8 protein-coding genes are annotated in these 12,778 nt (G+C 37.2%); 5 read left to right on the plus strand and 3 right to left on the minus strand.

The genetic code is table 11. The features are described from left to right. Positions 1–54: 54 nt before the first annotated feature. Positions 55–3,150, minus strand: coding sequence for a multidrug efflux RND transporter permease subunit (locus tag GA0116959_RS00310; protein WP_092717089.1), 3,096 nt, complete (start codon positions 3,148–3,150; stop codon positions 55–57). A gap of 268 nt (positions 3,151–3,418) precedes the next feature. Between GA0116959_RS00310 and GA0116959_RS00315 the strand changes: the two genes are divergently transcribed. Further along, positions 3,419–4,549 carry a glycerophosphodiester phosphodiesterase gene (locus tag GA0116959_RS00315; RefSeq protein WP_092717092.1) on the plus strand — a complete coding sequence of 377 codons (1,131 nt, stop codon included), beginning with the start codon at positions 3,419–3,421 and terminating at the stop codon, positions 4,547–4,549. A 134-nt stretch (positions 4,550–4,683) separates the two neighbouring features. On the opposite strand, the gene GA0116959_RS00320 is transcribed toward GA0116959_RS00315, so the two are convergent. Then, positions 4,684–6,285, minus strand: a complete 1,602-nt coding sequence (locus GA0116959_RS00320) for an isocitrate lyase (protein ID WP_092717094.1) — start codon at positions 6,283–6,285, stop codon at positions 4,684–4,686. Between the two features lie 745 nt (positions 6,286–7,030). Between GA0116959_RS00320 and GA0116959_RS00325 the strand changes: the two genes are divergently transcribed. The 3 genes from GA0116959_RS00325 (at position 7,031) to GA0116959_RS00335 (ending at position 11,297) form a co-directional block, all read left to right on the plus strand. Continuing rightward, positions 7,031–8,020 carry a LysR family transcriptional regulator gene (locus tag GA0116959_RS00325; RefSeq protein ID WP_053578424.1) on the plus strand — a complete coding sequence of 330 codons (990 nt, stop codon included), beginning with the start codon at positions 7,031–7,033 and terminating at the stop codon, positions 8,018–8,020. Between the two features lie 127 nt (positions 8,021–8,147). Next, positions 8,148–9,479, plus strand: a complete 1,332-nt coding sequence (paeA, locus tag GA0116959_RS00330) for a polyamine export protein PaeA (protein WP_053578425.1) — start codon at positions 8,148–8,150, stop codon at positions 9,477–9,479. Positions 9,480–9,956: 477 nt separating this feature from the next. Further along, positions 9,957–11,297 (plus strand): CitMHS family transporter, encoded by a 1,341-nt coding sequence (locus GA0116959_RS00335; RefSeq protein ID WP_053578426.1) that lies wholly within the window; start codon positions 9,957–9,959, stop codon positions 11,295–11,297. Positions 11,298–11,355: 58 nt separating this feature from the next. Here the strand turns inward: GA0116959_RS00335 and GA0116959_RS00340 are convergent, their stop codons facing one another. After that, entirely contained in the window at positions 11,356–11,865 is a 510-nt protein-coding gene (locus tag GA0116959_RS00340; RefSeq protein WP_092717097.1) for a hypothetical protein, read from the minus strand. 180 nt (positions 11,866–12,045) lie between these two features. Here GA0116959_RS00340 and GA0116959_RS00345 point away from each other — a divergent pair, with 180 nt between their 5' ends. Beyond that, positions 12,046–12,777: a hypothetical protein gene (locus tag GA0116959_RS00345; protein ID WP_092717100.1), complete on the plus strand. Its 732-nt coding sequence runs from the start codon at positions 12,046–12,048 to the stop codon at positions 12,775–12,777. The last annotated feature ends 1 nt before the right edge of the window (position 12,778 follow it).

Raw genomic sequence — 12,778 nt, forward strand, 5'->3', positions numbered from 1 at the left:
TTCTGCCTAATCACGCATTAAATATATTCTTTCACGCTGAGCAATTAAAGAGGCTTAAGTGGTAGTTTTAGCCTTAAATAAAGTGCGAATTAAAACATACATAAATGGAATAAAAATAAGCACCAATAATGTTGCGAAAATGACACCACCTAATACACTCACCCCAATTTCCTGACGACTGGCAGCACCTGCACCAAAAGCAAAAACCAACGGCGTCACACCAGCCCCAAAGGCAAGTGAAGTCATTAAAATGGGACGTAAACGTAAGCTTGCCCCTTCCAAAGCAGCCTCAATTACACTGCGACCTTGTTGTTGTGCCATGGATGCAAACTCAACAATCAAAATCGCATTCTTACAGGACAAGCCAATGGTGGTTAATAAAGCAATCTGAAAATAAATATCATTGGGAAAACCAGCAAAATAGCTGAATAAAATATTTCCACCAATCCCCAAAGGAATTGCACTCATCACTGCACTTGGAATAGACCAGCTTTCATAAAGCGCGGCTAAACATAAGAAAATAAAGCCAATAGATACCAAATACAAGAGAAGTGCTTGATGACTTGATTTCTGTTCTTCAAATGACAAGCCACTCCATGCGACATCAATTCCAGATTGCTGTCCAATCAATTGAGCCACATCTTGCATAGCGTCACCTGAACTGACATTTTTGGCAGTATCCGCTTCCATCTGTAATGCGGTGTAGCCCATATAACGATTCACCACCTCAGGCCCACCACTCCAACTCATATTAGAAAAGTTGCCAAAGGAAATCATTTGATTTAAATCATTACGTACATACCAATTATTCAAATCTTCAGGTTTAGAGCGAAACTCGGCATCACCTTGCATAATGACGCGTTTAATCCGACCACGGTCAATAAAGTCATTAATATAACTGCCTCCCCACGCACTGGCCAACGTGCTATTAATTGCCGTCTGTGACAATCCATTCGCCAAAGCAAGTTTCTGATCAATATTGACTTTCAATTCAGCCTTATCAGGATTAGAACGCTTATCTAAATTTTCAAAGGTTTTATATTGTTTGGCCTGCTGTTGCAATTGCTTAAATTGGTCATCCAAATATTGTCGCCCTTGTCCATTTACATCACGCACCCAAAAATCTAAACCATCGGTTTGCCCTAAACCACTGACAGATGAAGGCAACATCACACTAATATTGGCATTCGGATTGCTTTTAAAATGGCTCAAAGCACGTTCACGAATGGCTTGTGCTGAATTTTCTTGTCCAGATCGCTCATCCCAATGTTTGAGTGCAATAAATCCCTGACCTAAATTCTGTCCGGTTCCCGAAAAGTTACGTCCATAGCGAACCATAACCAAACTGACATTGTCTTTTTCATGAGTCAAAAAATACTGTCGAATCTGCTCCCCTATTTCACGACTTTTAGACATGGGGGCTCCATCGGCTAATCGGAACTGAACATTTAAAATCCCCTGATCTTCACTGGGAATGAAACTGGTCGGTAAAGCCCGATAAAACAAAGCAAAAGTGATAATCAACGCAGTAAAAACCACCAAGGATATTGCTTTATATTGAATGGTTAAACTCGATAAATTGAGATAATGATGCTTTAAGCGATCTAATTTTTGATTAAACCAAATGGCCCATTTTGCCGGTTGAGGATTTGGTTTTAAAATAATGGCACACAATGCAGGTGTTAAAATCAGTGCCACCAATAAAGATAAGGTCATTGCGGCAACAAGGGTCATCGAAAACTGACGATATATGACACCTGTTGAACCACTAAAAAATGCCATCGGAATAAATACGGCGGTAAGTACCAAGGTAATTCCGATCAGTGCCCCGGTAATTTCCTGCATAGATTCAATAGAAGCTTGCTTGGCGGTTAAATTTTTCTCATGCATCAGACGTTCAACATTTTCAACCACCACAATGGCATCATCCACCAGTAACCCAATCGCCAAAACCAAGGCAAACAAGGTCAAAGTATTAATACTCATTCCAAAAATGGACAACACTGCCATTGTTCCTAAAATCACCACAGGTACAGTGATGGCCGGAATCAGTGTGGCACGCCAATTTTGTAGAAAAGCAAACATCACAATAATGACCAATAAAATGGCTTCAAATAAAGTTTTAACCACTTCTTTAATTGATTCTTGTACAAAGGGCGTATTGTCTCGTGGATAAACCAGCTTATACCCATCAGGCAATTGTTGTGCTAAGTGATCGACTTCAGCTTTAATTAATGCAGAAGTTGCTAAAGCATTGGCACCAGATGCCAAAGAAATACCCATCCCTGCCGAAGGTGACCCATTAATGGTATTAAAAGATTGATAATTTTCCGCACCCAATTCAATTTTTGCGACATCTTTTAAATAAATAAAACTGCCATCACGGCTAGATTTCACAATGATATTTTCAAATTCAGAAACAGTTTTTAAGCGTGACCCTGATGTGACTTTTGCATTTAAGTATTGATCTTGAACTACCGGTAAATCACCAATTGCACCCGCCGCCACTTGGGTATTTTGTGCTTCTACAGCAGCACGAATATCACTGGGAATTAAATTATATTGTTTGAGTTTTAAAGGATTTAACCAAATTCGCATAGCATACTGCGAACCAAATACATCGACTTCGCCAATACCTTCAATCCGTGCCAGTTCTTGCTCTAAATAGGTCATCATGTAATCTGACAATTCAATATTGTCACTTTTACCAGAAGCATCATAAAGTCCAATGACCATATGCGTGTCGCTCAAGGATTTAAATACGTTTACACCTTGGCGCTGCACATCTTCAGGCAAACGATTAATCACGCCATTAATTGCATTTTGCACTTGCACTTGTGCTGTATCAGGATCTGTCCCATTTTCAAAACTAATACTGATTCGACTACGTCCCGATGAATCACTACTGGAACTAAAATACAGTAAATGATCAATCCCTTTAATCTGTTGCTCTAGAACCTGAGTCACACTTTCCTCAACCGTTTCAGCCGATGCACCGGTATAGGTTGAACTTACAGTAATACGAGGTGGAGCAATATCGGGATAACGCTCAACAGGCAGACTAAATACTGCAAAAAGGCCAAAAGCCATCACAATAATGGCCAATACACCGGCAAAAATAGGACGTTCAATAAAAAATTTTGACAGCATATGACGTAATCACAGTATGAAAAGGGATGAAGTTAAACCATTAAAAGTTCTTATAATTTAACCTAGATACATGGATATTCAGTGACTAAAACTCAAAATACAACAACCATTAACAGAAAAATTATTTTTTATACTAAATAAGGAGAAAATATGAAGAGTGACCTATTGTTCAATGTAAAGACTTGTGAGTTTTCCGACCTTGTCATATTTTTGTACTAATCTTCAGAAACACTGTATCCAGATTAATAACAACAACACTGGAACCTGTATGTTAAAAAAAATGGCTTTATCACTGATGATTTTAAATCTTACTGCGTGTAATGAAGATAATGATTCAATTTATGCAGCCCCACCGACTGTGAATACACCTGAAATTTTGATTATAGGCCATCGTGGTGCCAGTGCTTTACGTCCAGAGCATACTTTGGCAGCTTATCAGAAAGCCATTGATGATGGTGCTGACTTTATTGAACCCGATTTGGTTGCAACCAAAGATGGCTATTTAGTAGCAAGGCATGAAAACGAAATTGGCGAAACAACCAATGTCAGTGAACTTCCGCAATTTGCTGATCGAAAGACCACCAAAGTGATTGATGGTGTTTCTCTAACGGGCTGGTTCACCGAAGACTTTCACTTAAACGAACTGAATCAGTTAAAAGCGCGTGAAAGAATTCCCCAAATACGTCCCAATAATGTGCAATATAATGATTTATACAATATTCCAACTTTAGAGCAGATTATTGAATTAGCGGACCAACACTATCAAAAGACTGGCAAAATTATTGGTTTATATATAGAAACCAAGCATCCGACTTATTTCCAACAGCAAAATTTAGCCCTTGAAAATTCGCTACTGATGAGTTTAGCAAAACACAAATATACTCGAGAAATCGCACCTGTATATTTACAATCTTTTGAAATAAGCAATTTAAAAGCCATGCGTGAGCAATTGGATCAACTTAATTCGATTAAACAGATTAAAATTATTCAGCTTTATGGTGGAAAGTCCACTCAACCTGCTGATGCCGCAATGCAGAAATTAACCATCAATTATGGTGATATGGCCACAGTGGCAGGCTTAAAAGAAGTTGCAAAATATGCTGATGGGGTTGGACCCAGTAAAACCTATATTTTACCCAATACACAAGCTGCAACAGTAACCTCATTTGTAAAAGATGCGCATGCCGTGGGGCTTAAAGTTCACCCTTATACGCTACGTCCAGAAAATGAATTTTTACCTGATTATCTGGATTGTGGTGTCAATCCAGCCGAGCGTTGTGAAACTGGTGCAATCAAAGAATATGAACTGTTCTTTCGAGCAGGCGTAGATGGTCTTTTTACTGATGATCCAGGATTAGGTCGCAAAGCGCTTCTAAACTATCAAGCGTCATTGAAATAATCTCGGTAATTCAATTCAAGTCATTTTTTATTTATTAAAAATTTAATGATTGAAATATTATTAAGCTTTTATTTTTAGCCCAATCATAAAAAAACCCTGCATAAGCAGGGTTTTCTCTGAATCAGTCGGGGGGATTAACCACCGAATTGGTTCATAGTGTTTTTAGCATCATCATGTGCTTTCAACGCGTTGTCACCAGAGAAGATTTCTTTGTGATCATCACCGATGTCAGAACCCGCCATTGCTTGGTGTTTAACACAAGCAATACCTTGACGGATTTCTTTACGTTGTACACCAGCAACATAAGCCAACATACCCTCAGAACCGAAGTAACCTTGTGCAAGCTCATGCGTAGAAAGAGCAGCAGTGTGGTAAGTCGGAAGTGTGATCAAGTGATGGAACACGCCCGCTTCACGAGAAGCATCTGCTTGGAATGTACGGATCTTAGCGTCTGCATCAGCAGCTAATTCAGTAGCATCATACTCAGCGCTCATTAATTTAGCACGGTCGTAAGCAGAAACATCTTTACCTTCAGCAACCCAACGATCATAAGACTGTTGACGGAAATTCAAAGTCCAGTTGAAAGATGGTGAGTTGTTATAAACAAGCTTCGCATTTGGAACTGTTTCTTTTACACGGTTAACCATGTGAGCGATTTCTTCAACGTTTGGCGTTGCGGTTTCGATCCAAAGAAGGTCAGCACCGTTTTGAAGGCTAGATACGCAGTCAAGTACAACACGGTCAATTTGAGTGTCAGCACGGAACTGGTACAAGCCAGAAGCTAAACGCTTAGGACGGTGTAATTTACCATCACGCTTGATTAGGATTTCATCTTCTTGCGCATCAGCAATATCAATTTCAACAGTGTCTAAGAAACCGATGTATTGAGAAGCAATGTCGCCTGGCTCTTTAACCACTGGGATTTTTTGAGTCAAGTCAGCGCCTTCAGAGTCAGTACGCGCAACGATGATACCTTCGTCAAGACCCATTTCTAAGAATGCATAACGTAATGCATGGATTTTAGAGATGAAATCTTCGTGTGGAACAGTGACTTTACCAGCTTGGTGACCACATTGTTTCGCGTCAGATACTTGGTTTTCAATTTGAAGTGCACACGCACCCGCTTCAATCATTTTACGAGCAAGCAAGTAAGTCGCTTCTTCGTTACCGAAACCAGCATCGATATCCGCAATAATTGGTACGATGTGAGTTTGGAAACCGTCGATTTGAGCAGTGATTTCAGCAGCTTTAGCCGTATCACCCGCTTCGTTTGCTTTTTTAAGCGCACGGAAAAGGTCGTTTAATTCTTTCGCATCAGCTTGACGAAGGAAAGTGTAGATTTCTTCGATTAAAGCAGGTACAGAAGTTTTTTCGTGCATAGATTGGTCAGGAAGTGGACCAAATTCTGAACGAAGTGCAGCAACCATCCAACCTGAAAGGTAGATATAACGACGGTCAGTTGTGCCGAAGTATTTTTTGTTCGCAATCATTTTTTGTTGTGCGATGAAACCGTGCCAGCAGCCTAAAGACTGAGTGTATTGGCTAGAGTCAGCATCATAAGCAGCCATATCACGACGCATAATTGCAGCGGTGTATTTAGCGATATCTAAACCAGTTTTGAATTGGTTTTGCATTTGCATACGCGCAGCATCTTCTGGGCTAATATCGCGCCAAGTGCTACCGAATTTTGCTTTTAATTCGCGGATTGCATCAATCGCTGTTTGGTATGTAGTCATGATATTTCCTGTATATAATTTTAGGATTTCATCAGTAGGAGGATTTAACTCTGATTAAGTACACTTGTTCAGATTTAGACCATTCCCTAGGTATGAACACAGCTTAGTTGTAGTCAAATAATTAATCCAATATTCTGCATTAATTTTCGGTATTTATTTAAAAAATACATAGATCAAAGTCGTATTAAAATTTTGATAATGCAAATTAAATCATTGTTATATAAATATAAAATAAATTTAAATAAATACAATAAACGTCTATTAGATATACAAATTGTTTATTACATGGTCATTAAATTAAAGTCTTCATTTAGTTTTGAATGATTTATTTTTTAAATATTGAGCTTGTGACTTTTATTTTCACTCAGCCAAGCCTTATGCGTTTTTAACACAAAAGTATTTCCTTTGTTGGTATTTAACTGCTTATTTTGTTGAGCAAATATTCAATTGCTTATTTAAAATACAAAGCCTTTTAAATCGCAGTATTTTTATCTTTCAATTTTTTCAGTACCACCCATTGTTGCTAATTGTTTGTGATTCAAATAGATTTAGTGTGATTAGTTTTTATCCTTAATAAGATATTTTTCTGTTGCTTAAAAATAAAAAAATGCTCTTAAAACAATACGACTTTATGCTGAAATTTGGCCTTAAAAGTGATTTTTTATTCGTCATATTTCCTACACAAGCCTTGCTGCTTATGGCATAATCAATACAATTTCATGGCTTTATTATCGGTATTTTTTTTATGAATCTGGAACGGGTCGATCTTAATCTATTAATTTACCTTGATGTTCTTTTACGTGAAAAAAATGTCACCCGTGCAGCAGAACAACTGGGTGTTACCCAACCTGCCATGAGTAATATTTTGCGTCGTTTACGCAATTTATTTAATGACCCCCTGTTAATTCGTTCTTCTGAAGGCATGACGCCAACAGAACGCGCTTTAGAACTTCAGCCACGTATTCGAGATGCATTGGCCGATTTATCCATGATTTTGGAACCTCGTACTGAGTTCCGTCCTTATACTTCAAATCGCGTTTTCCGTATCATGACTTCTGATTATGCAGAAGCGACTCTGGTTCCACGTCTTGTCAAAGCCTTACGTTCAGAAGCACCCAATGTTGTATTGGACTTTTTAACGCCAAGTGATGTGTCTTACCGTGATATGGAACAAGGGAAAGTCGATTTAGCCATTAATCGTTTTAACGAAATTCCACAAAGCTTTCATCAAGTTTTGGTTTGGCGTGATAGTTTTTCCTGCTTGCTCAATAACAAACACCCTGCTGCGAATAACTTAAATTTAAAAAGTTATTTAGATGCTCAGCATATTTGGGTGTCTAAAACAGGAATGGGCGTAGGTTTTGGTGTCAATCCAGATAAACAAGCGGGATTGGGCTGGATTGATCAAGCTTTAGAGCGAATTGGTCAAAAACGTAAAATTTCAGTATTTACCCGTCACTATCAAATGCCTGCCCTCCTGGCTTCCAATGTCGATTTGATTGCAACGCTTCCAAGTCGTATCGCACATTTGCAGTCCAATAATGCAAACCTTTTAATTAAAGATCCTCCTTTTTATATTCCTGAATTTGAATTAAAAATGGCTTGGTGTCCATTGCTACATCATCATCCTGCACATCGCTGGTTACGTCAGCTGATCTTGTATGTAGCTCGACAGATGATTGAAGAAGAAAATCGTGAATTCTTAATGAATAACTCACAGTTTTCTCACTATTAATGATAAAAAAACTTAAATTCTTCTTTTTTAAGATTATACTGTAGTGATTCAGGTGGTAACTTTCTTACTGCCTTTCATTTTTTGTGTTAAAAATATTTCATAATAATGATGATCTACAGGTGAATTTGTGAGCCTTTTCCAGAATATCCTCATCATCGCAATACTCATTACAGGAGCGGGTTTCCTATCTTTAACTGAAATTGCGCTTGCTGGTGCACGTAAAGTCAAACTTAAAATTCTTGCAGAATCTGGTGATGATCGGGCACAAAAAGTTCTTAATCTACAAGAACATTCTGCCGAATTTTTTGCAGCTTCCCAGATTGGGTTAAATGCAATCGCCATTTTAGGTGGTATTTTAGGTGAAGCTGCCTTTCGTCCTTACTTTGTTACCTTGATTGATCGAGTATATGTAGGACCTTGGACAGATACGATTGGTTTTACCCTGTCTTTTACTTTAGTGACTTCACTATTTATTCTTTTTGCCGATTTAATGCCAAAACGCTTGGCCATGATTGCGCCAGAAAAAATTGCTATTTCTGTTATTAATCCCATCCAAGTTTTTATCAAAATATGTAAACCTTTGGCTTGGATGATCAATGCGATTGCCAATTTGCTGTTTCGCTTATTTAAAGTCAATACGATTCGCGATGACAATATTACTTTTGCAGATATTTCCGCAGTCATGGATGCAGGTGCACAAGCTGGTGTACTGCAAAAGCAAGAACATCATTTTATTGAAAATGTATTTGAACTTGAAGAACGTAATGTGCCTTCAAGTATGACCACCCGTGAAAATGTGGTGTTTTTTACTTTAAAAGAATCTGAAGCCAGTATCCGTCAAAAATTAGCTGAATTTCCCTATTCCAAATTTGTAGTGTGTAGCACCAATATTGACGAAGTCATTGGTTATATTGATGCCAAAGACATTTTAGTCCGTATTTTGAATAATCAGTCTCTATTACAGCTCAATGAAAATACCATTCGTAATGTACTGACGATTCCAGATACTTTAACCCTATCTGAATTACTCGATCGCTTCCGCTCAACCAAAGAAAAATTTGCAGTTGTTATTAATGAGTATGCTCTTGTAGTCGGTGTCATTACGCTCTCCGACATCATGATTACTGTAATGGGTGACTGGGTTATTCCAATTGAAGCCGATCAACAAATTATTAAGCGCGATAATAATTCATGGTTAATTGACGGCAGCACCCCAATTGAAGATATTAAACATGCGCTTCAAATTGATGAAATGCCAGATGACGAAAACTATGAAACCATCGCAGGTTTTATGATGTATAAATTACGAAAAATCCCGCGCCCAGCTGATGCAGTTATTTTTGGTGGTTATAAGTTTGAAGTAGTCGATGTCGATCATTTTAAAATTGATCAGCTTTTGGTGACGCGTTTACTCGAAAAACCAATCGAAAATGAAGAACATGAATCACCACCGACCTAACTTTATTATTTTATACAATAGCTTGTGCTAGAAAATTTTTTAAAAACCCATCCTAAGTATGGGTTTTTTAATCACAAAATATTGATCTTATTTTTTTTGATTCATGTGATTAAAATTTTCAGTTTTTTCATAAAACCCATTAATAAAAATTGATAAAATATTTAATAAAACTTAACAATAATATTATTTTTCAAGTCAAAAATTGACCACATATTTTTTAAATTTTCATCACTTCTCATAAAAACGAGTAAATAATCATCAATTTCATAGTATTCTCAATAAGTTAAGTCAAATTATTGATTTTATTTAGCTCTTAAGCCCTTATTATTTAAAGAATATTTTTATGCTTTATAGGTATTGAAAAGGCATTTTTTTGTTGATATTTAGTTTTATTAAACGATAGCTTAACATCAGTTCCGACCAAGTGATTAATTTAAAAACACGAGAGTAAATTTACTTTCAAAGGACTGAACTTCCATGCTGACTTTATTAGGTCTCGGCATGATTTTATGCTTTATGTATTTAATCATGACCAGACGCATGAGTGCACTCGTTGCACTTACTCTGATTCCCGTAATATTTGCTCTCATTGCCTATGTATTAGGTTTCTTCTTTGACAGCTTAAGTCACATTGAACTTCAAAATCTTGGCGAAATGATGCTTGATGGTGTGAAAAAACTTGCACCGACTGGCGTTATGCTGTTATTTGCGATCTTATACTTCGCAATCATGATTGATACAGGATTATTTGATCCATCGGTTAAATGGATTTTACGACTGGTCAAAGGTGACCCGTTAAAAGTTACTCTCGGTACGATTACCTTAACTTTAATTGTTTCATTAGACGGTGATGGTTCGACCACCTATATGATCTGTGTGGCTGCCATGCTACCACTCTATAAGCGTTTAGGCATGAGTCCATTGGTGATGGCCTGTTTAATGATGCTTGCGAGCGGTATTATGAATCTAACACCGTGGGGTGGTCCTACTGCCCGTGCAGCCAGTGCATTGCATGTCGACCCAAGTGATGTATTTGTCCCTATGATTATTCCAATGCTGTGTTCTATCGCTTGGTTATACTTTATAGGCTATATGTACGGGCGTATGGAACGTAAACGTCTTGGCATTATCGAACTGGATGTAAGTCATGGCGATAATATTCAGATTTCTTCAAATCCTGAAGCCAATCGCGCGCACCTAAGATGGTTTAATGCGTTATTGACCATTTGCTTAATGATTTGTCTGGTCAAAGGCGTATTGCCGATGTCGATTCTCTTTATGATTGCCTTGGCTATTGCACTTGTGGTGAATTATAAAGATATCAATATGCAAAAAGATTTGGTTGCTCACCATGCCGGTAGCGCTTTAAATGTCGTAGGAATTATTTTTGCTGCAGGTATCTTTACTGGTATTTTAGCAGGAACAGGCATGGTCGATTCGATGTCCAAAGAATTGGTGGCCATTATTCCGCAAAGTATGGGACCGTTTCTTGCGCCTATTACCGCAGTACTCAGTATGCCTTTGACCTTCTTTATGTCAAATGATGCCTTCTACTACGGTGTCCTTCCTGTACTTTCTGAAGCTGCCTTGCATTACGGGATTACCCCAGTAGAAATGGCTCGCGCCTCAATCGTGGGCCAACCTGTACATTTACTCTCGCCTTTAGTTCCATCTACTTATTTACTCTGTGGCTTAGCAGGAATTGATTTAGGCCAACATCAAAAATTTGCAATTAAGTGGGCCATTATCACCTGCTTAGTGATGATGTTTGCCGCCATAATTTGTGGTGTTTTCCCATTCTATTCAACATTGTCTTAAAATTTTTCATAAAAAAAGCACCTATTTAATTGGTGCTTTTTTTTTGCTTCAATGAAAATTATTTAAAGTTTTCAAGCAGATTTTCAATGACTAACGCATAATGGATACTAATATCTTCTTCTAAAATGGCATAAGCACTGTCAAATTGAACCATCGGCCAGCCTTCTTTCCAAAATGGGAAAATATTATGCAAGCCGTTAGTGACAATTGCATCTTCACGTACAATCGCTTGAGCCACTTGGGATAAAACTTGAGCAGTTTCAGCTCCATCAATTGCCATATAATCAATACCACGTACTTTTAAAATACGAATACGATCTTTTTTATATTTAATCTTTTTCGCTTGACCTTCATTTAAGCCCAACGCCAAAGTCACCGCTTCCACAAAGTTTTTTTCAAAAGAATTATGTAAAGCAACAATGGCTTGTTTATACGCTTCTTGACGACCAGCTTTACCACCATTCCGGATAATCTCTTTCGCTTCAGTATTTAGCTCATCGCTTTTCATGGACTGTAAAATGTCTAAAATTTCGATATCGCTTAAAGATTCAGGAGATTGATCAGTCATGAACTGTCCTTGGACAAAATAATAAAGATCTATTTTCGCATAATTTAAGCATGAATACAGAATAAAATCGGACTGAATGCAACATCAGCCACATAGATGATTTAAAAAATATCTATAATTTGATTCAAAATGATGTGAATCATTTATAGTAGCGCTACTTTTTAATTTCCTTTGATATTTATGATTAGCAATAAACAGGCTGCGCTTTTTTTACAACAAATGCGGGAACAATACCCGTCTGCGTTTAAAAGAAATTATTTGTTTTATAGCATGATTAAAACCAAAGGAATTTTAGATGAACTTAAGGAACTCATTCCTTGGCTATTGGCAGCCATGATTTTTGTTTCCTTTTCCATGAGCCTCAGTCATTTTATTGCGCTTTACTTCCCACAATTTGATCTGTTCCGCGCACATGGTATTGCAGTCTTAATTATTCTATTAATTTTTATGCTTTACACCCCTTTGGTGATTAAGCAAATTAAGCATAGTTCAAACTCGTTGTACCAACAGTTGCGTCATACACCTCTTAAATTAGCAATATTGATTATTATTCAAACGGTTAATATTGCTTATCTTGAAAGTTTAGTTTTACAAATCATTGTATTCTTCTTCGCTTTAAGTTTTGGTTTTGTTCGCTTTTATAAAGAAAATATGTTCCGAAAAAATACTCAAAATGAGCATTATTTCTATTTACAAGAAACTCGTCGAATATGTTTTTGGTCATATAAACAAATTTTAAAAATTAAATTTAAAACGATGTTTAAAGCAAAAAATTCTAAAGCACGACAACTGCTTGAACAACAAGAAAAACAGTTTATTGATCTTTATATTCAACTGATTCGTTATGAAAATGAACTGTGTAAAACACATAAACATTTAGACGTAGAAACTTATTTAGACAGCTTAATGTAAA

Source organism: Acinetobacter albensis, assembly GCF_900095025.1.
In the GTDB taxonomy this organism is placed as follows: domain Bacteria; phylum Pseudomonadota; class Gammaproteobacteria; order Pseudomonadales; family Moraxellaceae; genus Acinetobacter; species Acinetobacter albensis.